The organism is Micromonospora sp. NPDC004551 (assembly GCF_040609975.1).
Classification (GTDB): Bacteria; Actinomycetota; Actinomycetes; order Mycobacteriales; family Micromonosporaceae; genus Micromonospora.
The window spans coordinates 101,993-124,705 of sequence record NZ_JBEXLM010000016.1; the positions used below are offsets into that span (position 1 = coordinate 101,993).

At 76.3% G+C, this 22,713-nt stretch carries 16 protein-coding genes; 10 read left to right on the forward strand and 6 right to left on the reverse strand.

All coding sequences use genetic code 11. The features are described 5' to 3' along the window. Window positions 1-84 precede the first annotated feature (84 nt). Complete coding sequence (locus ABZW14_RS20005; protein WP_355348337.1) at window positions 85-660, forward strand: hypothetical protein; 576 nt, start codon at window positions 85-87, stop codon at window positions 658-660. A 9-nt stretch (window positions 661-669) separates the two neighbouring features. Further along, entirely contained in the window at window positions 670-1,929 is a 1,260-nt protein-coding gene (locus tag ABZW14_RS20010) for an activator-dependent family glycosyltransferase (RefSeq protein ID WP_355348340.1), read from the forward strand. Window positions 1,930-1,992: 63 nt separating this feature from the next. Here ABZW14_RS20010 and rfbH read toward each other — a convergent pair whose 3' ends face one another. From rfbH to ABZW14_RS20040, 6 genes are all read right to left on the reverse strand, one after another. Beyond that, window positions 1,993-3,303 (reverse strand): lipopolysaccharide biosynthesis protein RfbH, encoded by a 1,311-nt coding sequence (gene rfbH / locus ABZW14_RS20015; RefSeq protein WP_355348343.1) that lies wholly within the window; start codon window positions 3,301-3,303, stop codon window positions 1,993-1,995. Then, the gene (locus tag ABZW14_RS20020; RefSeq protein WP_355348346.1) at window positions 3,296-4,273 is read right to left on the reverse strand and encodes an NAD(P)-dependent oxidoreductase; all 978 of its coding nucleotides are present in this window, start codon (window positions 4,271-4,273) and stop codon (window positions 3,296-3,298) included. The genes rfbH and ABZW14_RS20020 overlap by 8 nt, the downstream gene beginning before the upstream one ends. Beyond that, complete coding sequence (locus ABZW14_RS20025) at window positions 4,270-5,259, reverse strand: Gfo/Idh/MocA family oxidoreductase (RefSeq protein ID WP_355348349.1); 990 nt, start codon at window positions 5,257-5,259, stop codon at window positions 4,270-4,272. Before ABZW14_RS20025 ends, ABZW14_RS20020 begins: the two co-directional genes overlap by 4 nt. Then, a complete protein-coding gene (locus ABZW14_RS20030; RefSeq protein ID WP_355348352.1) occupies window positions 5,250-6,647 on the reverse strand; it encodes an NDP-hexose 2,3-dehydratase family protein in 1,398 nt (465 codons plus the stop codon). Before ABZW14_RS20030 ends, ABZW14_RS20025 begins: the two co-directional genes overlap by 10 nt. Window positions 6,648-6,711: 64 nt before the next feature. Continuing rightward, window positions 6,712-7,965, reverse strand: coding sequence for an activator-dependent family glycosyltransferase (locus ABZW14_RS20035; RefSeq protein ID WP_355348355.1), 1,254 nt, complete (start codon window positions 7,963-7,965; stop codon window positions 6,712-6,714). Window positions 7,966-8,079: 114 nt separating this feature from the next. After that, window positions 8,080-8,790 (reverse strand): 4'-phosphopantetheinyl transferase superfamily protein, encoded by a 711-nt coding sequence (locus ABZW14_RS20040; RefSeq protein WP_355348358.1) that lies wholly within the window; start codon window positions 8,788-8,790, stop codon window positions 8,080-8,082. Window positions 8,791-9,065: 275 nt separating this feature from the next. Here ABZW14_RS20040 and ABZW14_RS20045 point away from each other — a divergent pair, with 275 nt between their 5' ends. From ABZW14_RS20045 to ABZW14_RS20080, 8 genes are read left to right on the forward strand one after another with little or no spacing between them, the layout of a single operon-like run. Next, a complete protein-coding gene (locus tag ABZW14_RS20045) occupies window positions 9,066-10,589 on the forward strand; it encodes a nitroreductase family protein (RefSeq protein WP_355348361.1) in 1,524 nt (507 codons plus the stop codon). 36 nt (window positions 10,590-10,625) lie between these two features. Continuing rightward, window positions 10,626-11,825, forward strand: coding sequence for an acyl-CoA dehydrogenase (locus ABZW14_RS20050; RefSeq protein ID WP_355348364.1), 1,200 nt, complete (start codon window positions 10,626-10,628; stop codon window positions 11,823-11,825). Continuing rightward, a complete protein-coding gene (locus tag ABZW14_RS20055) occupies window positions 11,818-13,308 on the forward strand; it encodes a class I adenylate-forming enzyme family protein (protein ID WP_355348366.1) in 1,491 nt (496 codons plus the stop codon). The genes ABZW14_RS20050 and ABZW14_RS20055 overlap by 8 nt, the downstream gene beginning before the upstream one ends. 17 nt (window positions 13,309-13,325) lie before the next feature. Beyond that, complete coding sequence (locus ABZW14_RS20060) at window positions 13,326-13,613, forward strand: phosphopantetheine-binding protein (protein WP_355348369.1); 288 nt, start codon at window positions 13,326-13,328, stop codon at window positions 13,611-13,613. Then, window positions 13,610-14,593: a hypothetical protein gene (locus ABZW14_RS20065; protein ID WP_355348372.1), complete on the forward strand. Its 984-nt coding sequence runs from the start codon at window positions 13,610-13,612 to the stop codon at window positions 14,591-14,593. Before ABZW14_RS20060 ends, ABZW14_RS20065 begins: the two co-directional genes overlap by 4 nt. A gap of 1 nt (window position 14,594) precedes the next feature. Continuing rightward, the gene (locus ABZW14_RS20070; RefSeq protein ID WP_355348375.1) at window positions 14,595-15,299 is read left to right on the forward strand and encodes a dihydrodipicolinate reductase C-terminal domain-containing protein; all 705 of its coding nucleotides are present in this window, start codon (window positions 14,595-14,597) and stop codon (window positions 15,297-15,299) included. Continuing rightward, window positions 15,290-17,182, forward strand: coding sequence for a non-ribosomal peptide synthetase (locus tag ABZW14_RS20075; RefSeq protein ID WP_355348378.1), 1,893 nt, complete (start codon window positions 15,290-15,292; stop codon window positions 17,180-17,182). Before ABZW14_RS20070 ends, ABZW14_RS20075 begins: the two co-directional genes overlap by 10 nt. Further along, on the forward strand, window positions 17,182-22,710 hold the full coding sequence (locus ABZW14_RS20080) for an SDR family NAD(P)-dependent oxidoreductase (RefSeq protein WP_355348381.1): 5,529 nt from the start codon (window positions 17,182-17,184) through the stop codon (window positions 22,708-22,710). The genes ABZW14_RS20075 and ABZW14_RS20080 overlap by 1 nt, the downstream gene beginning before the upstream one ends. Window positions 22,711-22,713 lie beyond the last annotated feature (3 nt).

Below are 22,713 nucleotides of genomic sequence, written 5' to 3' on the forward strand. Positions count from 1 at the left end.
CGCCCCGGGCCCCACCGTGACCGGCACCCACCCGGGCGGGCCGGAACCCGCCGCGTCACCGTCGAGCATCCCGGGGGCCGCCAGATGGAAGGGTCGATCGTCCGCCGTCTCACCCACGACCACACCCGGGTGCTGGTGTCCGTGTCCGGCCTGCCGGGGACCGCGGACGTCGCCACCGTCCTCGCCGCCGTCGGCCGGGCCGGCGCGGTGGCGGAGATGCTGGCCCTGCTACCGGCCACCGACGGCACCGAGCTGACCTTCGTCACGGCGCGTTCCGACGGCCCGGCGGTCCTGGCCGCCCTGGCCGAGACCTGCCCGGCGGGCGGCGCCGCCACCGTGCGCTGCCGCGAGGACGTGGCCCGCCTGGCCCTGCACGGCGAGGGCATCCGCGCCGACCCGCGCGTGCTGCCCACGTTCCAGCAGGCGTTGCACCGGGCGGGCGTGACGACGCTCGCGCTGTCCGTCTCGAACACCCTCGTCGAGGCCGTGTGCGCCGCCGCCGCGCTGCACCGGGCGCTGCGCAGCCTCGCCACCGCCTTCGACTGCGAGGCGGCGTTCGTGCCCGTCGCGGTGCCCCGACCGCGGTCCGTGCCCCTCCCGGCCGACCGGCCGCCCGTGCCCGCCCGTCCCGCGCCGCCACTGACCATCGCCCGACGTTAGGAGAGATCCGTGCGCGTTCTGTTCGTCACCCCACCCGCCCTCGCCTCCCACCTGTTCGTGCTGACCCCGCTGGCCTGGGCCCTGCGCACCGCCGGACACGACGTCCGCGTCGCCACCCAGCCGGACCTCGCCGAGAGCATCACGCATGCGGGCCTGACCGGGGTGCTGGTCGGCTCGGACATGGGGGAGACCCTCATGCGGGTCGCCGCGGCCGAGCCGGCGGAGAAGCCGGCCGCCCCGGACCACCCCCGGCAGGAGGACTACGCCCGCGAGGACCCGTACGGCGAACTGGACTACCTCACCCGCCACCTGCTGCGGCACCTCTGCCCCGACGACATGCTCGACGACCTCGTCGGCTTCGCCCGCGCCTGGCGGCCCGACCTGGTGGTATGGGACGGGCTCAGCTACGCCGGCGCGGTGGTGGCCCGCGCCTGCGGCGCCGCGCACGCCCGCCTGCTGTTCGGCGCCGACGGCTACGTCCAGCTCCGCACCGCGGCGCTGCGCCGCCGCCCGGACCGGGACCCGCTGCGCGAATGGCTGGAGCCGCTGCTGGAGCGCTACGGCAGCGGGTTCGACGAGGACGTGCTGACCGGTGACTGGACCATCGACACCCAGCCGCCGTGGATGTGGCGCCCGGAGGGCGCCCGCTACCTGCACGTGCGGCCGACCGCGTTCAACGGCCCGTCGATCGTGCCCGAGTGGCTGCACCGGCCGGACGGCCGGCCGCGCGTCTGCCTCACGCTCGGTGTCTCGCACCGGGCCGCCGACGTCGCCGAGGCGACCGCGGCGGACCTGTTCGAGGCGGTGGAGGGGCTGGACGTGGAGGTGGTGGCCACGCTGAACGCCGAGCAGGTCGGCGACACGCCCGTGCCGGCGAACGTGCGGCTGGCCGACTTCGTGCCGCTCAACGTGCTGCTGCCCACCTGCCGGGCGGTGGTCCACCACGGCGGCAACGGCGCGTCGGCCTCGGCGTACGAGCACGCGGTTCCGCAGCTCGTGGTGCCCGGCACGTACTGGAGCGAGAAGTGGTTCGGCCCGCTGGCCGTGGCGAACGGGGTCGAGGACCAGGGCGCGGGCGTCTACGTGGCCGACTCCGACAAGCTCACCGGGGAGCTGCTGCGCAAGGCGCTGGACCGGGTGCTCTCCGACCCGTCGTACGCCTACCACGCCAAGCGGCTGCGCCGGGAACTGCTCGCGGTGCCGACGCCCCGTGACGTGGTGCCGCTGCTGGAGGGTCTGACCGCGGAGCACCGCCGCGACCCGGCCTGACCAGGGCTCGACGGGGACGGGCCCGGCCGGACGACGTCCGGCCGGGCCCGTGGGCGTCGCGGCTCAGCCGCGGGACCGCTCGGCCACGAACTCCCGGATCGTGCGCCCCACGTACGCGGTCATCTCGTCGGTGATGCCGGGGTAGACGCCGATCCAGAAGGTGTTGTCGACGATGACGTCGCTGTTCTCCAGGCTGCCCACCACCCGGTAGTCGACCTGCCGGTACGCCGGGTGGCGGGTGAGGTTCCCGCTGAACAGCAGCCGGGTCCGGATCTGCCGGGACTCCAGGTGCAGCACCAGGTCGTTGCGGGTGAACGGCGCCCCCGGCCGCACCGTGATGACGAAGCCGAACCAGCTGGGGTCGCTGTCCGGGGTCGCCTCGGGCAGCAGCAGGCCCGGCACGCCGTCGAGGTCGGCGCGCAGCAGCTGCCAGTTCTTGCGCCGGGCCTCGCCGAACGCGGCCACCCGGTCGAGCTGGCGCAGCCCGAGCGCGGCCTGCAGGTCGGTCGTCTTCAGGTTGTAGCCGATGTGGGAGAACGTGTACTTGTGGTCGTACCCGAAGGGCAGCGTGCCGAGCTGGCAGCCGAACCGCTTGTGGCAGCGGTCGTCCTCACCGGGCCGGCACCAGCAGTCGCGCCCCCAGTCCCGGAAGGACTGCACCAGGTGGGACAGCTCCAGGCTGTTGGTCAGCACGCAGCCGCCCTCACCCATGGTGATGTGGTGCGCGGGATAGAAGCTGACCGTGCTGAGGTGCCCGAACGTCCCGGTGGGGCGGCCCTGGTAGAGCGACCCCACCGCGTCGCAGTTGTCCTCGATCAGCCACAGCCCGTGCTCCTCGGCCAGGGCCATCATTCCGGCGGCGTCGAAGGGGTTGCCGAGCGTGTGCGCCACGATGATCGCCTTGGTCCGCGGCCCGATCGCGGCCCGGACGCGCTCCACCGTGGTGTTGTAGGTGCCCAGGTCCACGTCGACGAACACGGGCACCAGGCCGTTCTGCACGATCGGGTTGACGGTGGTGGGGAAGCCGGCGGCCACCGTGATCACCTCGTCGCCCGGGCGCAGCCGCCGGTCACCCAGCTCCTGCGCGGTCAGCGCCGACAGGGCGAGCAGGTTGGCCGACGAGCCGGAGTTGGTCAGTTGCGCCTTGCGCATCCCGAAGTGGCGCGCGAAGCGCCGCTCGAACTGCACGGCGTACGTGCTCGCCGCGATCCGCATGTCCAGCGCGGCCTCGACCAGCGCCTCGCGCTCCGTCTCGTCGAAGACCGGGCCGGACGAGAGCACCGGCGTCTCACCCGCCACGAACTCCTCGGCGCCGCTCTGCTCCCGGTGGTACTCGCGCACCAGTTCGAGGATCCTCGCCTTGAGGTCAGTCATGCCTGCTCGCCTTCTCTCTCCATGAGTCGCGTGGGGCTGGGTCGTCGGCGTCCGCGGACGCCCACACGTCGCGGACGGTCCTGCTCAGCGAGCGGCGCGGCGACCAGCCGAGCACCGCGCGGGCCCGCCGGATGTCCGCCAGCTGCCAGCTCGCGCCGGCCGTCCGGGCCGCGCCGGCCGGTGCGGGCACGAGCCTGAGGTCGTGGCCGACACCGCTTGCCACGGCGAGGGCGCGGACGACCTCCTCGGCCGAGCGGGCCACCCCCGAGCCGACGTTCAGCGCCCGGTCGTCGCCCACCGCCGCGGTGGCCGCCGCGACCACCGCGTCCGCGACGTCCCGGGCGTCGACGTAGTCGCGGTGCTGGCGCAGGTTCAGCAGGCGCAGCTCGGCCCGCCCGCCGCGCCCGCGGGCCTCCCGCAGCGTGTCCAGCGCGGCGCCCAGCACGCTGACCGGTGACATGCCGGGCCCGATCGCGTTGAACACGCGCAGCTCCACGACGTCGAGGCCGTGTGCCGCGGCGACCGCGCCGAGCCGGCGGCTGCCCTCCCGCTTGGACCGGCCGTAGGGGCTCGCGGGCCGGGTCGGGGTGCGCTCGTCGATCGCGGCCGGCGGTGGCACCGGGGCGTACTCCAGGCAGGAGCCGAGATGCACGAGGCGGGCCGGTGCGGCGCTGTCCGCCAGAGCCAGGGCGATCTGCTCCGGCACCTCGGCGTTGGCCACCGCCATCGCCGCCGGCTCGGGACGCCAGATCAGCCCGGCCGCGTTGACCACCAGGGCCGGCGCCAGGTCGCGCAGGGCAGGTGCCAGGACGGGGCGCAGCGGCCCGGCGGGCGGCAGGGGGATCCGGCGCGGCCCGTCCGGGCGGCGGGCGGCCGCCACGACCTCCCAGCCGGCCGCCGTGAGCGCGGACCGCACGTGCCGGCCGAGGAAGCCGGTGGCGCCGACCACCACGGCGCGCGGGCGGGTCACCGGACCTCCACCCCGGCGTGCCGGCGGACCGCCTCGGCCAGGGCCGCCCGCCCGATCACCTCCTCGTGGTGCTGCCGCAGGCTCCGGCGTGTCGTCACCGCGTCCGCGAAGTCCGCCACCAGTGCGGCGAACTGGTGGTGGCTGCGCAGCGTGCGTTGCCGGGCGCCGTTGGCGTCGTGCAGGCTCAGCACTGGCCGGTGCTCCGGCGGCGGGGTGAACGCCCGCTCCAGCACCAGCCGTCCCTCGCCGCCCCACAGTTCGTACGCGTTGCGGTAGGCGTGACCGAAGCCGAAGGACACCGCCGCCTCGGCGCCGTCGGGTGCGGCGAGCAGGGCGGAGCCGGCGACGTCCACGCCCGACGGGCCGGGGTGCAGGTGGGCGCCGACGACCCGCAGGTCCGGCCCGAGGAACATCTGCGCGGCCCGCAGCGGATAGAAGCCGAGGTCGAGCAGCGCGCCGCCGCCGAGCTCCGGCCGGTACCGGACGTCCTCGGGCGGCAGCGGCGGGATGCCGAACACGCTGGTGACGGTGCGCAACGGGCCGATCTCCCCGGCCGCGACCAGCCGCCGGACGGCGTCGTGCTGCGGGTGCAGCTGGAACGCGTTGTTCTCCATGAGGACCAGGTCGCGGGCGGCGGCCCGGGCGACCAGGTCGTGTGCCTCCGCGCCGGTGCGGCCCAGCGGCTTCTCGGCCAGCACGTGCCGGCCGGCGGCGAGGGCGGCGTCGACCCAGCGGGGCAGCAGCCCGGCCGGCAGCGGCACGTACACGGCGTCGATGTCGTCGCGGTCGAGCAGCCGGTCGTACCCGGTGACCGGGGCGGCGCCGAACCGGTCGGCGAACCGCTGCGCGCGCCGGCCGTCGCGGCTCGCCACGGCGACCAGCCGCAGCCGGGGCTCGGCGAGCACCGCCGGCAGGGTGCGGCGCCAGGCGATGTCCGCGCAGCCCAGGACGCCCAGCCGGACCGGCCCGGCGCGGTTCACGGGCACGCCCCGGCGAGGCTGTAGAGCACGGCCAGCAGCGACCGCCCCTCGACCGTCACGTAGTGGCTGTGCGCCAGCAGCATGGCCAGTTGGCGCGGGGTGACCCAGCGGAAGTCCTCCGGCGGGCGCACCGGCACGCGCTCGTCGGCCTCCACCACCATGTACCGGTTCTCCGCGTGGTGGAATCGGCCGCCCTCCTCGGAGAGCACGCAGTCGTAGCGGATCCGTTCCGGCGGCGCGGTCAGCACCGCGTCCAGGAACGGCGGCCGGTCCGCGACCGGCAGGTGGGCGTAGTTCTCCGGCCGGCACAGCACGGTGGGGCCGAGCTCCGGGACGTCCCGCAGGCCCGGCTGGACGGCAGCGCGGGCGAGCAGGTGCAGCACGCCGCCGATCGGCCGGGCGAGGAACGCGACGACGCCCCGGCCGCGGGGCCGCAGCAACGGCTGGCTCCAGCCGGACACCTCCCGGACGGCGGTCCGCACGTCGACGCCGATGATGCTGAAGTGCCGCCCGGCGTCGTGGTCGATCGCGAACCGGTCGCGGTGCCAGCCGCGCACCGCCGCCAGGCCGATCCGCCGGGCGACCAGGGGACGGCGGCTGCGCAGCGCGGTGAGCCAGCTCAACACGTCGACGTCGCGCTCCACCGCGCCGCCGGTGGGGGAGAAGCCCCGGGCCACCAGGTCGGCGAACGCGTCGCCGGTCGGCCGGGTCGACGGGCGCAGCACCGCCGCGAGGCAGGCCAGCACCGTACGGGTGTCCATGTTGACGACGTTGTCGAGCCCCATCAGCAGCTGCAGGTCCCGCAGCGGGATCCAGCGGAAGTTCTCCTGCTCGGGGACCGGCCCGACCGCCTCGACCACCATGTTCCGGTTGCGCTTGCCCAGGAACCAGGAGCCCTGCTCCGACTGGAGGACGTCGGCGACCACGGATCCCCGCACCGGCCGGACGAAGTGCTCCAGGTACGGGGTCCCGGTGCCGCCGTGGACCCGGGTGTAGTTGCTGCGGGTGGCCTGCACGGTCGGGGAGATCTGCACCCCGTTGACGTTGCCGGGCTCCATCTTGGCCTGCACCAGGCACTCCAGCCCGGCCCGCCGGCGGACCAGCAGGCCGAGCAGCCCGATCTCCGGCTGGGAGATGATGGGCTGCTGCCAGCCCGGCACCGGCCCGCCGTCGCCGCGCACGTCCAGCCCGGTCACCGTGAAGAACTGCCCGCTGCGGTGCCCCAGGTCGCCGGTGGCGGGATCGGTCCGCCAGCCCCGCAGCGCGTCCAGCGGCACCTGCGTCACCGTGCTGGTGCTGGCGGTGCGCCGCTCCTCGTACCACTGACGCAGGCCGTCGTCGGGCCAGCCGGTCGCGGTGGCCGACGCCGTCCCGCTGGTCGCCGCGCCGGTCACCGGCCGGCCTCCCACCCGGAGGCGGGCCGGGCGACCGGGGCCCGGCGTCGGTGCGGCGGTGCGGTCAGCGGGGGTCGCATGCCGTGGCCAGCCGTTCGAGGACGCCGACCACCTCGTTCGGGGTCGGCTCCGCCAGCACCTCGGCCCGCAGCCGGCCGGCGGCCGCCCGGAACGACGGCTCGGTGACCAGCCGCAGCACGGCCTCGCGGATCACCTCGGGGGTGACCTCCTCCTGCGGGATGCTCAGCCCGGCCCCGAGTTCCTGGATCCGGGCGGCGCGGACCGGGGCGTCCCACTGGGCCGGCACGAGCGTGAGCTGGGGCACCCCGCACCGGGTGGCCGTCGCCCCGATGCCGGCCGCGCCGACGTGCACCACGGCCGCGCAGGTGGGTAGCAGCGCGTGCATGGGCACGAAGTCGACCAGCCGCACGTTGTCCGGCAGGTCGATCGTCTCGCCCTCGGGCGGCACCAGCGTGGCGACGACCTCCAGGTCGAGGTCGCCGAACGCCTGGAGGGTCTTGACCGGGACCGGGTCGTGGCCGTGGAAGCCGCGCATCGAGATGCCCGCCGTGATGCAGACGCGGGGGCGCGTGGGCGGCTCGCGCAGCCAGTCGGGCAGCCGCGACGGCCCGTTGTACGGCACGTACTGCGCGGTGACGGTGGGCAGGCCGAGCGGCAGCCGCATGCTGGCCGGGGACTGGTCGAGGGTGTGCTGGCCGGTGATCAGCTCCTCGTCGTAGGAGGAGCCGAACCGTTCCGCGGTCCGTGCCAGCCACTCGCCGAGCGGGTCCTGCCGCCGCTCCGGGGGCTGCTGGGCGAGCAGCGACAGGAAGTGCTGCCGCATCCGGACCATGACGTCGGCGCCCCAGAGCAGGCGCACGTGGGGCGTGCCGGTGGCCCGGGCGGCCACCGCCCCGGCGAAGGTGAACATCTCCCAGACGATCAGGTCCGGTTCCCACTGCCGGGTGTAGGCCACCAGGTCGTCGACCATCGGGTCGTTGAAGACCTGTCCCGAGTAGATGGTGGCCTCCCGCAGGAAGCGCACGAAGTCGTCGTACGCCACGCCGGCGGGGTCGATGAGCACGTTCGCCACCCGCTCCGACCAGCCCTCGTCGTCGGACTTCTCCACCAGCACCTGGTCGAAGCTGTGGTCCCGGCCGACCGACACGGCGGGCAGCCCCGACGCGACGATGGTGTCCTGCAGCGCGGGCTGGCTGGCGATCCGGACCTCGTGCCCGGCGGTACGCAGCGCCCACGCCGTCGGCACCATCTGGAAATAGTGGGTCCGTTCGGCGTAGGTGACGAAGAGAACCCGCATCTGACACCCTTCCTGAAAGGAACGAGGGGAATTCGCGCCGACCGCTGGAAATGGTCCGGCCGGCGCTTTCGGTCGGTCTGGACAACGCACTCGGGGTCGCTTTTCGTAGGCGGCTCACCCACCGCCCGCAGGGCGCCCGCTGACCATTCTGCGCTCCTCGCCCACACGGGTCTTCTCGCAGATTGCGCGGTCGATGGTCATCGCGAGCAGTCCACCGGCGGCCTGTGGCGTCACCCTCGGTGGCGCGGCGGCCAGCACGGTGAGCGCGGCGGCGTAGCCCGGTGGCGCCGGCAGGTCGGTGAGGTGGGCCGGCGGGCACACGCGCGACCGGTAGCGCAGCAGGGTGGGCCCCGGTCCGAGCGCGACCTCGGACATCGGCACCCGCAGCCCGTCGCCGGTGGCCTTGAGCACCGATTCCTTCCGCGTCCAGCACCGCAGGAAGCCGGCCGGCGAGCGGATCGGGTCGGCCTCGCCGGGCGCCTGGATCCGCCGGGCCAGCCGCCGCCAGTCCAGCTCCACCTCGTGCTCCACGTCGAGGCCGACCGGCCCGGCGGCGGTCACCGCCACCCCGACCAGTTCGGCGGCGTGCGTCACGGACAGGTGCAGCGGATGCCCGGGCAGGGTGGGCCGGCCGTGCGGACGGCGGCAGTCCGGGCAGCGGCGGCGCACGGGCACCCGGCGCGCGGGGAGGCCGAGGCGGGCCCCGGCGGCCAGCCGCAGCAGCGCCGCGCCGAGGGTGAACCGGTCCCGGTCGGCGTCGCGGGCGAAGCCGGCCCGGCGCCGCAGCTCGTCGGCGTCCAGCAGCTCCAGATGCTCGGAACGCAATTCCGTCAGCCGCGCCCACCAGACTCCGCACAATTGTTCCGGCCGCATTCGCGAATGATGGCACGAGGGGCCGCCGATTGCGTGGTCGGCGCCGGTTCGGAGGGCTCCGCAATTTCGGAGATGCGCGCCGCGAGGGGCGGGCCGACGATGGTGGCGGAATGACCGCCGAATAGGGGTCACGACATCCTGCGGCCCGAATTCCGGACGTGCCCGCTCCACCGGTCGCGACCCGGCGGACCGGTCCGGTCATCGCGTGCCCGCGAACGGAGGAAGCCATGCGCACCCAGCTCCGGTCCGACACCCCGCTGCTGGAGTTCTGGGAGGCGACCCGGCTCAGCGCCGACGACGCCCGCTACCCGGACCAGGCCGAGCCGACGGCGGGCACGGACGAGGCGATCCGGGCCGCCCTGGCCGGCGTGCTCGGTCGCGGGTGCGGCCAGCGGGACGGCACCGTCCTGGCCAAGGGCGGCACCTTCGTCCAGGCCCGCACCACGCCGTCGGCCGGCGCGCTGTACCCCTTCGAGGTGCTGGTCGGCCTGAGCGACGGCGAGCGGTGCGTCACCTACCTGTACGAGGTGGACTCCGGGCAGCTCAACCCGCTCGCCTCGGCCCCACCGGTGCCGCTGGCCGAGCTGGTCGCGCAGGCGGGGCTGGCCGACGCCGGGCCCGCGCCGGTGCGTGCCGTCGTCACCCTGGTCGCCCGGCCGTGGACGTCGATGGCCAAGTACGGGCGGCGCGGCTACCTGTACACCTACCTGGACATCGGCCACGCCGCCACGAACCTGGCGCTCGCGGCCCGGGCGGCCGGCCTGGAGGCCGCCGTACACCTGCGGTTCCGCCGCCAGTGGCTCACCCACGCCCTGGGCCTGGCCGGCACCTGCCGGGAACCCCAGGCCGTCGTGACGATCACCGCCCCCGGGCGGACCTCGACCGACCGGCCGGCCGCCGGACCCCCGGCCGGCGGGGACGGCGTGGTGACCCCGGTGTGGCGGGACCACCGGCAGGCCCGGCTGGAGCCGCCGGGCGACCCGGAGCGCCGCAACTTCGAGGCGCTGCGCGACATCAGCCTCTCCTACGCCCCGGCGGCGGTCGCCCGCCCCGGCCGGATCGCCTCGGTGACCGAGCCGCCGTCCCCGGCCGATCCGTCGGCGGACGTCACGCTGCGCCGGCCCGGGGGCGGAACGGGCGACCACACCGCGCTGGCCGCGCGCCGGCAGTCGGCCAAGGGCTTCCTCCCGGCGGCGGTGTCCCTGGACCAGTTGGCCGGCCTCCTCGACGGCCTGGACGGGCGGCTCGCCGCCGACTTCGCCGAGGCCGGCCCGGCCGGCGTCGGCGTCCGCCTGGTGGCCCGCGCGGTCACCGGGCTCGCTCCCGGCGCGTACGCCTGGTCGGCGCGCCGGCACGCCCTGCACCCGGCCGGTGGCGGGCCCGTGGGGGAGGAGGACGTGCTGGTCACCTGCCAGCGGCAGGACGGGCTGCGGCACGCCGGCGCGCTCGTGCTGCTGCACACGCCGCTGCGCGCGCTGCTGCGCGAGCAGGGCCGGGCCGGCCTGGCGGAGGTGCACTTCCACGCCGCCCACGTGGCGCAGCGCATGTGTGTCAACGCGGCCCGGGAACGCGTCGGCATCACCTGCGTGGGCGGCTTCGACGAGGCGCACGCCGCCCGGCTGGGCCGGCTGCCGCGGGGCGAGGAAGTGATCTACCTGCTCGCGGTCGGGGTCGCCGACCCGGCGGCCCGCAAGGTCGACCGGGACCCGGTCGCGTACAGCCACGGCCGCACGGCCGCGGGCCTCATCTGAGCACCGGCGCAGATCGGAGTACGAAGTGAGCGACCCATGGTGACCGACACCGTCCTCGCGGCCCGGCTGACCCCGGCGCACCACGACCTGGCCCACGCCGCCGGTGAGCTGTTCACGCCCGAGCGGCTGGCCGGCTGGCGGGACGGCCCGGACGGACCACTGACCCCGCGCGCCTGGCGGGACATCGCCGCCGCCGGGCTGCTCGGCGTGGCCCTGCCGACCGCGCTCGGCGGCCGGGGGCTGGGCCTGCTGGGCAGCCTCGTGCTCGGCGAGGCCATGGCGCCGCTGGCCGACGCCGGTGTCCTGCTCGGCATGCACGTGCACAACGACGTGGCGGCGTACTGGCTGGCCGACGCCGCGCCCGAGCTGCGGGACCGGTACCTGCCGCGGCTGCTCGACGGCACGCTGGTGGCCTGCCAGTGCGACACCGACCCCTCCGCCGACGAACCGACCACGGCCCGCCGCGAGGGCGACGAGGTGGTCGTGCGTGGTGCCAAACGCTACGTGATCAACGGCGCGGTCGCCGGGCTCTGCTTCGTCACCGTCCGGCTGGACGGCACGCCGGCCCTGGTGCTGGTGGAGAAGGACCGGCCGGGTGTGCGGGTCGGCACGGTGTACGACAAGCTCGGCACCCGGTCGGTGGACTCGGCCCGCCTCGACTTCGCCGACGTCCGGGTCCCGGCGGCGCACGTGCTCTCCCGGGGCGGCGTCGCCCAGCTGCTGCGCTGGAACCGGGTGATGACCCGGATGCGCTACCTGATCGCGGCCGACGCGTACCTGATCCACCGGCGGCTGCTCGAGCACATCGGCCGGCACACCACACGGCGGCGGCTCGGCGGCCGGGCGCTGTCGGCCTGGCCGGTCAACGCGCACGCCCTGGCCTCCGCGCGGGCCGACCTGGAACTCATGGCGGCCGGGCTGGCCGACCTGCTGGACCGGGTGGACGGGGCGGCCCCGGCGGTGCCGGAGGTGGCCGAGCTGAAGTGGTTCTGCGTCGAGCGGGCCGGCGCGCTGGCCGCACTCTGCTGCGACCTGGAGGGCGGCGCCGGCTACATGTGGGGCAGCCCGTCCCTGCGTGACCTGGCCCAGCTGCGCGGGCTGCGGATGGCCGGCGGCAGCCAGACCACCATGCTCACCCTCGCCAACCACAGCTTCGCGTGCCGGGCCGAACTGGCCGGCGACCCGCACCCCACGCCTGCGCCGGTCGGCGCCGGGACGGCGGCCGGCCATGTCTGACCACCGGCTCGACACCACCTTCCGGGCGGCCTGTGCCCGCTTCGCCGATCGGCCGGCGCTGCGCCAGGGCGCCGCGGTGCTCCGCTACCGGGAGGTGGCCGACGAGGCGTCCCGGCTGGCCGGGGTCCTCGACGCCGCCCTCGCCCGGCGCACCGGCCCGAACCCCGACCGCGTCGCCGTGTACGCCCACAACAGCATCGACTACCTGCTGTCCTACCTCGCCGTGGTCTTCAGCGGCCGGGTGCCGGTGCTGATCGACCGGGCGTTCGGCGAGCGTGAACTGACCGCGATCCGGTCCGGCTGCGGGGTGACCGCCTACCTGGTGGACGCCGAGTCGGCGGCGCAGTTCCCGCTGGTGCCCGGGTCGGTGGTGCCGCTCGCCGGCAGCACGCACGCCCTGGTCACCGTCCCCGCCGACGGCGACGTGCCGGACCTGCTCGGCGACACCGCCGTGTGCCGGTTCACCTCGGGCACCACCGGCGTGCCCAAGTGCCTGGAGTTCTCCGGGTTCGCGGTGCACAGCGCCGCCCGAAACTGGGTCGCCGGCACCGGACTCGGCGCGGCGGACCGGACCCTGTGCCTCGCCGCGTTCACCAACGGGCTGGCGTTCAACACGTCGCTGCTGTCCACGTTCCTGGTCGGCGCCGAGCTGTCCGTCCACCCGGGACTGCCCACCTCGGCGAAGATCGTCCGGGCGCTGGCCGACTCCCGCGCCACCCGGCTGGTCGCCTTCCCGTTCGTCTACCGGATGCTGGCGGACGCCGACCTCGCCGCGGCCCGGTTCGCCGGCCTCGACCTGGCCGTCTCGGCCGGCGCGGAACTCCCGGCCGACGTCCGCGCCCGCTTCGAGAAGCGGTACGGGGTGCGGATCGCCGACTACTACGGCGTCGCGGAGGCGGGTCCCTGCACCTTCGAGCGGGATCCCGCGTACCGGCGGGGTCTGGGCACCCCGCTGCCCGGGGTGGTGCTGCGCACCCGGTCCCGCTCCGCGGGTCGGCCGGAGGTGCAGCTGCGCACCAGCTCGATGGCCAGCCGCTACCTCAACGCTCCCGGGCTGCTGGAGAGCCGCCTCGACGCGGACGGCTTCTACGCCACCGGCGATCTCGGCCACGTCGAGGACGGGCGGCTCTTCATCACCGGGCGGTTGTCCGGACCGATCAACCTGGCCGGCCGCAAGGTGGACCCCCGCGAGATCGAAGCGGTGGTCAAGGAGCTCGACGGGGTGCGGGACGCGGTGGTCTTCGCCGACACCGGCGCGGACGACCAGGTGCTGCTGCACCTGGCGGTGGTGGGCCGCCCGCCGCTGGGCCGCGCCGGGCTGGTCACCGGGTGCCGGGACCGGCTGGCTGCGTACAAGGTGCCGCAGCGGATCAGTTTCGTGACCGAGATCCCGCGCTCGTCGACGGGGAAGGTGCGCCTCACCGACCTGCGTGCCGTCGTCGCCGAGTCGGCGGACCGGCCGGAGGGCGGGATCCGGTCGTGAGCGTGGAGGAGGACAGGATGACCGGGGTGGACGTGCGGACCGGCGAGACCGGCCTGCGGGAACGGGTGGAGTCGCTGATCGTCCTGGCCACGGGTCGGGCGGTGTCGGTGGACGACCTGCGCGACTGTGCCGGATCGCTGGACGCGGCCGGGGTCAACTCGATCGCGTACATCAACCTCATCGAGGCCCTGGACCGGCAGTTCCACGTGGTGGTCGACCCGGAGCGCGACGCCGAGGCGCTGTCCAGCGTGGACGGCATCGTCGCGCTGATCCGGTCGGCCGGCTCCGGGGAGGACCGGGCATGAGCGCGCCCACCCTCACCGGCACGCCCCGGGGCGCCACCGTCCGCCGCCTGCTCGCCGAGCTGGCCCCGGCCGGTGCACCCGCCACGGCGGTGTCCGAGGCGTTGCTCGCCGCCGGCCCGGACATCGGCCTGCCGGACGCCGCCGCCGTGCTCGAACACGCCTGCGGGGTACGTCCGCTGCTGGACCTGCTCAGCGAGGCCACACACCCGACCGTGACCGCGGTCCGCGCCGGCGACCTGCCCTGCGCGCTCGCCCTGTTCACCCCGGACGCCACGCTGGCCCTGCCCGCGCCGGGGGTCCGGGCCCGGCACGACGCGGACGGCATCGTCCTGGACGGCCGGTACCGCTACGGCAACCCGGCCGCGGCCGCCGCGCTGGTCCTGGTCGAGGCGGCCGACGGTCCACGGCTGTGCCTGGTCCGGCACGACGAGCCGGGCGTGCGGACGGCCGGCCCCGACGGGTGGGGCTGGGCCGATGTGGCCGGGGTGAGCGTCGATCCGGCGCTGCTGTCCCGGCCGGTCTCCTGGGACCCCGGCGGGCCCCTGCTGACCGCCGTCGACGCCTACGCCTGGGCGTACGTCCCGGTCGCCGCGGCGCACGCCGCGGAGGCGGTGGCGCAGCTGCGGCGGGAACTGGCCGACCCGGCCGTCGGGGTGCTCGCCGCCTCGCAGTACCTCGCCCACGAGCTGACCCGGCTGGACATCGAGCTGGCGCTGCTGACCTCCGCCGCCCGCTTCGGCCCCCGGCTGCGCGGCGAGGAGCCCGGCGGCACCGCCGCCGCGGCCGTGCTCACCGCCTGCGCCACCCTGACCCACCGCACCGCGCAGGTCGCCGCCGACTTCGCCACCGAGCTGGGCGTGCCCGGCAGCCCCGCCGCCGACCCGGGCTGGCGGACGGCGGTGCAGGCCCCGTTCGGCGGGCGGCGGATGGCCGAGGGCGAGCTGGCCCGCCGGATGGGCCTGCTGGCGGAGCGGAGCTGAGATGGCCCTGCCCACCGTCGTGTGCGGACGGACCGGCCGGATGGCCACGCTGCTCGCCCAGGCCGTCCGGGACACCACCGACCTGGCCCTGGCCGGCCGGCTCAGCCTCCGGGAACCGGCGGCGCCGCCGGCCACCGGCGTGTTCACCGCGCTCACCGATCTGCCCGCCGCGCCGGCCGTGGTGGTCGACTTCACCCACCGGGCCGCCACCGTCCGGCTGCTGCGGGCCGCCGAGGACACCCCGTGCGCGCTCGTCGTGGGCACGAGCGGCCTCACCGAGACCGACCAGGCGCTGCTGCGCCGGGTGGCGCGACGGCGTCCCGTCGTGCACGCGGCGAACTTCAGCCCGGTCATGGCCCTGCTACGCCGCTTCGTCGGCGAACTCGCCGAGGTGCTGGACGACAGTTGGGACGCCGCCGTCGTGGACGTGCACCACGCCCGCAAGGTCGACGCCCCCAGCGCGACCGCGTCGGCCCTGTCCCGGGCCTGGGGCGCCACCCGGACCGCCCCGCCGATCTCCTCGCTGCGCTTCGGCGACGCCGTCAGCGAGCACCGGCTGCTCGCCGGGGGCGCGGGCGAACAGGTGGAACTCGCCCACCGGGTCAACGAGCGGTCCGCCTTCGTCCCCGGCGTGCTCGCGGCAGTCCGATTCGCCGGCCGGGCCACCCCCGGCCTCTACAGTCTGGAGGACGCGCTGTGCGGCTGACCCCATCGCAGCACCTGCGGGAACTGGTCGTGACCCTGGCGCGGGAGCAGCCGGACGGGGTGGCCCTGTGCGCCCCCGGCCAGCCCGACCTGTCCTTCGCCGCCCTCGCCGACCAGGTGCTGGCCACCGGCGAACGGCTGCGCGAGCTGGGCGTCGGCCCGTCGGACGCGGTCGCGCTGGCCCTGCCCTCGGGGCCCGCCCTGGCCACCACCTTCCTCGCCGTGGCCGGGCACGCCCGCTGCGTGCCGCTCAACCCGGCGCACGCGGCGGAGGAGTTCACCGACTACCTCCGCCGGTCCGCGGCCCGCGCGCTGGTGGTGCCGGCCGGCGCCGCCGGGACCGCCGCCACCGCCGCGGCGCGCGAGCTCGGGGTCCGGACGCTGGAGCTGGTGACCCGCCCCGCCGACCCGGCGGGTGTCGGCGTGCTCGTCGGTCAGGCCGTCGACCGGCCGGCGGCCGACCGGCCCGGCCACCCGGGCGACATCGCCCTGCTGCTGTTCACCTCCGGCACGATCGCCCGGCCCCGGATGGTGCCGCTCACCCACACCAACCTGCTCACGGCGGCCCGCAACACCGGCGCGGCGCTGCGGCTCGCACCGGACGACCGCTGCCTGAACGTGATGCCGCTGTTCCACGCGCACGGCCTGACCAGCACCCTGCTCGCCAGCCTGGTCCGGGGCGCGTCCGTGATCTGTCCACCCGGCTTCGACGCCGGCGCCTTTCTCGACCAGCTCGACGAGTTCTCACCCACCTGGTACACGGCCGTCCCCGCCATGCACCGGGCGGTGCTGGACGCCGCCGCGAGCACCGGCCGCCGGCCGGAACCCCGGCTGCGCTTCATCCGCTCGGCCTCGGCGCCGCTGCCGGACACCGTGCTGGACCGGCTGGAACAGCTGTTCGCCGCGCCGGTCGTCGAGGGGTACGGGATGACCGAGGCCGCCTCCCTGGTGACCTGCAACCCGCTGCCCCCGGGTGAGCGCCGGCGCGGGTCGGTCGGCCTGCCGGTGGGCGATCCGGTCCGGGTGCTCGACCCGGCGGGCCGCCCGGTGCCGGCCGGCATCGCCGGGGAGATCGCGATCCACGGCGCCAACGTCACCGCCGGGTACGCCGACGACCCGGAGGCCAACGCCGCGGCCTTCGTGGACGGCTGGCTGCGCACCGGTGACCACGGCTACCTCGACGAGGACGGCTACCTGTTCGTGGTCGGCCGGGTCAAGGAGATCATCAACCGGGGCGGCTCGAAGGTGTCGCCCGCCGAGGTGGACCAGGCCCTCGCCGGCCATCCCGACCTCGCCGAGGCTGCCGCCTTCGCCCTGCCCCATCCGACCCTGGGTGAGGACGTGGCGGTGGCGGTGGTGCCCCGCGCCGGGGTGACCGTGCGCGAGCAGGAGGTGCGGGAGTTCGCCGCCCGGCGGCTCATCGCGCACAAGGTGCCCGGCCGCGTCTTCGTGGTCACCTCCCTGCCCCGCAACGCCACCGGCAAGGTGCAGCGGCTGCGGCTCACCGAGCGGCACACCCCGGCCGGGCGCGGGCCGGCGGTGGCCACCGGCACCGACCTGGAACGCCGGATCGCCGCGGTCTGGGCCGCGGTGCTGGGCACCGACCGGCCCGGCGCCACCGAGAACTTCTTCGACCTCGGCGGCGACTCGCTGCGGCTCGCCCAGGTCGCCGAGCGGCTCCGGGCCGAGCTGGGCCGGGAGGTGCCGGTGCCGGTGCTGCTCATGCACCCGACCGTGCGCGGGCTGGCCGAGCACCTGAGCCGGGACGGCGCGGCCGACCCGCCGCCGGCCGCCGAGCAGCGCCGGCGCCACGACGGCCGTGACCGGCTGCTGCGGCAGCGGCGGGCCCGGGACGCGGCCGCACCGGCGGGGGAGGCCGGCTGATGGCGACCGGCCTGGAGATCGCGATCGTCGGGATGGCGTGCCGCTTCCCGGGCGCCGGCGACCCGGAGCAGTTCTGGCGCAACCTCCGCGACGGCGTCGAGTCGATCAGCCACTTCGACGCGGCGGAGCTGGCCGCCGCCGGGGTGCCCGAGCAGGCGCTCGCCGACCCCGGGTACGTCCGGGCGCAGGCGGTGCTGCCGGACAGCGACCGGTTCGACGCCCAGTTCTTCGGCATCAACCCGAAGGAGGCCGACCTCATGGACCCGCAGCAGCGGGTCCTGCTGGAGTGCGCCTGGACGGCGCTGGAGGACGCCGGCTACGACCCGGACCGGGTCGACGGGCCGGTGGGCGTCTACGCCGGCACCTACTACAACTCCTACCTGCCGCTGCTGCCGCCGACGGACGACGTGGCCGAGCAGTTCGCCCGCAACATCGCCAACGAGAAGGACTACGTGGCGACCCGGCTGGCGTACAAGCTGAACCTGACCGGGCCGGCCGTGACCGTCCAGACGGCGTGTTCGACCTCGCTGGTGGCGGTGCACCAGGCCGCCCAGGCGCTGCTCGCCGGCGCCTGCGACCTGGCCCTCGCCGGCGGGGCGACGGTCCGCGCCGAGCAGGTGGTGGGCTACCCGTACCAGCCGGGCGGGATCTTCTCCTCCGACGGGCACTGCCGGGCCTTCGACGACGACGCCGAGGGCACCGTGCCCGGCAACGGTGTGGGCGTCGTGGTGCTCAAGCGGTTGGAGGACGCGCTCGCCGACGGTGACACCGTGTACGCGGTGATCCGCGGCTCGGCCGTCGGCAACGACGGCGGTGAACGGGCCGGCTTCACGGCTCCCGGCGTGGCCGGGCAGGCGCGGGTGATCGCTGCGGCGTACGCGGTGGCCGAGGTGGACCCGGCGACGGTCGGCTACGTCGAGGCGCACGGCAGCGCCACCCGCCTGGGCGACCCCATCGAGGTCGAGGCGCTGACCCGGGTGTTCGGTCCGGCGGGGGCGGAGGGCTGCGCGATCGGCTCGGTCAAGACCAACATCGGGCACACCCATGCGGCGGCCGGCGTCGCCGGGCTGATCAAGGCGGTGCAGGCGCTCCGGCACGGGCAGATCCCGCCCAGCCTGCACCACGACCGGCCGAACCGGGCCATCGACTTCGGGTCCACCCCGTTCGTGGTGAGCACCGGGCTGACTCCCTTCCCCCGGCGTGACCATCCCCGCCGGGCCGGTGTCAGCTCGTTCGGCATGGGCGGCACCGGCGCCCACGTGGTGCTGGAGGAGGCCCCGCCGCCGGCCGCGGCGCCGTCGCCGGCCGCGGCGGGTCCCTGGCTGCTGGCGCTCTCCGCCCGCAGCGAACCGGCGCTGGAGGAGCGGACCGACGCGCTCGCCGCGCACCTGGCCGCCGGCCCCGAGGCGGACCTCGCGGCGGTCACGCACACCCTCTGGCAGGGGCGGCGTCCCTTCGAGCACCGGCGCGTGGTGGTCGCCGCCGACCCGGCCGAGGCCGCCGCCGCACTGACCGCCCGCGACCCGCGCCGGGTGCTCACCGGCGCGCCGGGGGACGCCCGGCCGGACGTCGCGTTCCTGGTGCCCGGGGTGGGCGACCAGCGGCGGGGCCTCGGGTACGAGCTGTACCGCACCCAGCCGGCCTACCGGTCCGCCGTCGACGAGTGCGCCGAACTGCTCGCGCCGCTGCTCGACCGGGACATCCGGACCCTGCTGCACCCCGGCCCGGACGCCCCGGCGGCCGGCCCGGCCGACCTGCGGCGGCTGCTCGGGCGCGGCCGTGCCGACGCGGCGGAGGAGCCGGACCTGCTGCACCGCACCCGCTACGCCCAGCCGGCCGCTTTCGTCACCGGCTACGCGCTGGCCCGCCTGTGGGCCGCCCATGGGGTCCGGCCCGCCGCGCTGATCGGCTACAGCCTCGGCGAGTACGTGGCCGCCTGCCTGGCGGGCGTGTTCACCCTGCCCGACGCGCTGGGCCTGGTGGTGCGCCGGGCGCAGCTCATCGACCGGCTGCCGGCCGGCGGGATGCTGGCCGTACCGGCCGCCGAGACCGAACTCGCCGCCGACCTGGTGCCGGGGGTGCACGTGGCCGCGGTCAACGGTCCGACCCTGTGCGTGCTGGCCGGCACGCCGGAGTCGGTCGCCGAGGTCGAGCGACGCCTGCTCGCCGGTGGCCGGGCCGTGCGGCGGCTGCCCACCAGCCACGCCTTCCACACCCCGCTCATGGATCCGGTCGCCGAGGAGTTCGCCGACCTGGTCGCCTCGGTGGCGCGACGCCCACCGGCCGTGCCGTACGTGTCCAACGTGACCGGCACCTGGGTCACCGGCGACGAGGCCACCGACCCGGCGTTCTGGGTGGCGCACCTGCGCCGGCCGGTCCGGTTCGCCGACGGGATCGCCGAGCTGTGCGGGGATCCCGACCGGGTGCTCGTCGAGCTGGGTCCGGGGCAGGCCCTGGGCAGCCTCGCCACGCAGGCGCGCACCCCGGCCGCTCCGGCGCCCGCGGCACCGGTGTCGAGCCTGCCCGGCGTCTTCGACCGGGACCCCGAGCCGGTGCACTTCCTGCGGGCCGCCGGCCGGCTCTGGCTGTCCGGGGTGGCGGTGACCCCGCCCGTCCCCGCGGGCCGGCCGCCGCGCCGGGTGCCGCTGCCCACGTACCCCTTCCAGCGCCGGCGGCACTGGGCGGTGGCCCCGGCCGGGTCGCGGCCGCACCGGGCGGCGCCCGCGCTGACCCGCCGGCACGACGTGGCGGACTTCTTCCAGGTCCCCGCCTGGGAGACGCTGCCGCCGCGCCCGCGGCGCGACGCGGCGGCGAGCACCGGGCACTGGCTGGTCCTCGCCGACGACCGGGGTCTCGGCGCCGCCCTCGCCGCCGAGGTGGCGCCCGGTGCCGACTCGGTGACCGTGGTGCAGCGCGCCGACCCCGACGCCCCCGGCCTGCGCCGGCTGGCCGACGGCCGGTACGCGATGCCGGCGGCGGACGGGGACTACCCGGAACTCTTCGCCGAGCTGGCGCGGACCGGCCGGCGGCCGGACCGGATCGTGCACCTGTGGACGGTCGGCATCGGCCCGGGCACCGGCGAACGGGAGGCCACCGAGCGGGGCTTCGGCAGCCTGCTCCCGCTCGCCCGGGCGCTCGCCGGCCGCCCCGGCGACGAGCCGGTCGACCTCGCCGTGGTCACCGCCGACCTGCGCCGGGTGACCGGCGTGGAGGCCGGGTCGCCGCTGGCCGCGACGGCGCTCGGGGTGTGCCTCGTGCTCCCCCTGGAACACCCGCACGTGCGCTGCCGCGCGCTCGACGTCACCCTGTCCGGCGGCGGGCCCGCGGAGGTCGCGGCCGCGCTGCGCGAGGAGCTGTGCGATCCGGCCGGGCCGGCCACCGTCGTCCTGCGCGGGCGGCACCGCTTCGGGCCGACCTACCAGAGCGTGCCGCTGCCCCCGGCCGACGGCCCCGCCTCTGGTGGCACCTACCTGCTGACCGGCGGGCTGGGCGGGGTCGGCCTGTCCCTCGCCCGCGAACTCGCCCGGACCGAGAACGCCGGCCTGGCCCTGCTGTCCCGCACCGCGCTGCCGCCGCGGCAGCGGTGGGACGACTGGCTGGCGAGCAGCCCCACCGACGCGACGGCGGACCGGATCCGGGCCGTTCGCGAGCTGGAACGGCTCGGCGCCCGGGTGGCGGTGCTGACCGCCGACGTCACCGATCCCGGCCAGCTCCACGAGGCAGCGCGGCACGCGGTCGCCGCGCTCGGCCCGGTGCACACGGTGGTGCACGCCGCCGGTGTCGCCGGTGGCGGCCTGATCCAGCTCAAGGATCCGGCGGCCGCGGCCCGGGTGCTGGCCCCCAAGGTGCGCGGCGGGCTCGCCGTCGTGGACCTGGCCCGGCGCATCGGCGCCCGGACGGTGGTGCTGTGCTCGTCCACCCTGTCGCTGAGCGGCGGGATCGGTCAGGTCGACTACGTGGCCGCGAACGCCTTCCTCGACGCGCTCGCCCAGCACGCCGCCGGCGCGCCCGGACCCGAGGTCGTGTCGGTCAACTGGGACGCCTGGCAGGAGGTCGGGATGGCCCAGCGGCACCTCGCCGGCGCCGATCCGGCCGCCGCGCCCGCGCACCCGGTGGACCACCCGCTGCTGCGTAGCCGCCCCGAGGTCACCGACGGGCACGCCGTGTACGAGGCGACCGTGGACGCCACCGACTCCTGGCTGGTGGACGAGCACCGGATGCTCGGCGACGCCGTGGTGCCCGGGACCGGCCACCTGGAGCTGGCCCGGGCGGCGTACGCGGACCTCACCGGCGCGGGCCCGGCCGTCCTCTCGGACGTGCGGTTCCACACCCCCGCCGTGCTGGGCCGGGCGGGCCGGCGGGAGCTGCGGGTGGTCCTCGACCGGGCGGCCGAACCGGTCCGGTTCACCGTGGTCAGCCCGCACCCGAAGGCAGGGGGCGCGGACGGGCCGGCCTGGCAGGTACACGCCACCGGCCAGGTGGCGGCGCTGGCCGGCGACCCGCCACCGGACCGGCCCGTCGAGCGGATCGTCGTCGACGGCCGGATGCGGGATCTCGGCCGCCCCGAACCGGTGGCGCTGATGGGCTTCGGCGGGCGCTCGCGCTGCCTGCGCCGGGTGTGGCAGGGCGAGCGGGAGGCACTGGCCGAGCTGGCCCTGCCCGACCGGTACGCCACCGACCTCGACCGGCTGCACCTGCACCCGTCCCTGATGGACCTGGCCGCCGGCTTCGTGGGCACCCACCTGGCCGAGACGTTCCGCATCCCGATCTCCTACGGGCGGCTGCGATGCTGGCGACCCCTGCCCGGCCGGGTGTTCAGCCACCACGTGTACCGGGAGGACGACCGGCCGGACCGGGAGACGATCACCGCCCAGATCACCCTCTACGACGCCGACGGGCGGGTGCTCGTCCAGATCGAGGACTTCGTCCTGAAGCGCGTCGCCGACCTGCGGCGGACGCTGGACGCGGCGCGCACCGGCAGCGGCCCGGAGATCGGCGGCTTCCGGCTCCCGGGTGGGCCGGCGGCCGGCAGCGGTGCCGGGCTGCTCGGCACGCACCTGGCCACCGGCCTGCGACCGGCCGAGGGCGCCGACGCCTTCCGCCGGCTGCTCGCCGCCGGCATCGGCCCGCAGGTGGCCGTGGTGGCCAAGGACCTAGACGCGGTGCTCGCCGACATCGCCGGTCGCCGGGTGTCCGACGCGGCGGCCGAGCGGCCACCGGCGCACCCCCGGCCGACGCTGGGCACGCCGTACCGGGCGCCGGGCGACGCCGTGGAGGCGCGGCTCGTCGACATCTGGCAGGACCTGCTCGGCGTGGACGGGGTCGGGGTCGACGACGGCTTCTTCGAGCTGGGCGGGCACTCCCTGCTCGGGCTGGAGATGGTCAACCGGATCGGCCGCGAGCTGGGGCTGAGCGTGCCGCTGAGCCTGCTGTTCGAGGCGCGCACCGTCGCCGAGCTGGCCGACGTGCTTCGCCGGGAGCCGGCGCCGGCCGGCCCGGCCGTACTGACCGAGAGCCGAGGAGGATGACCG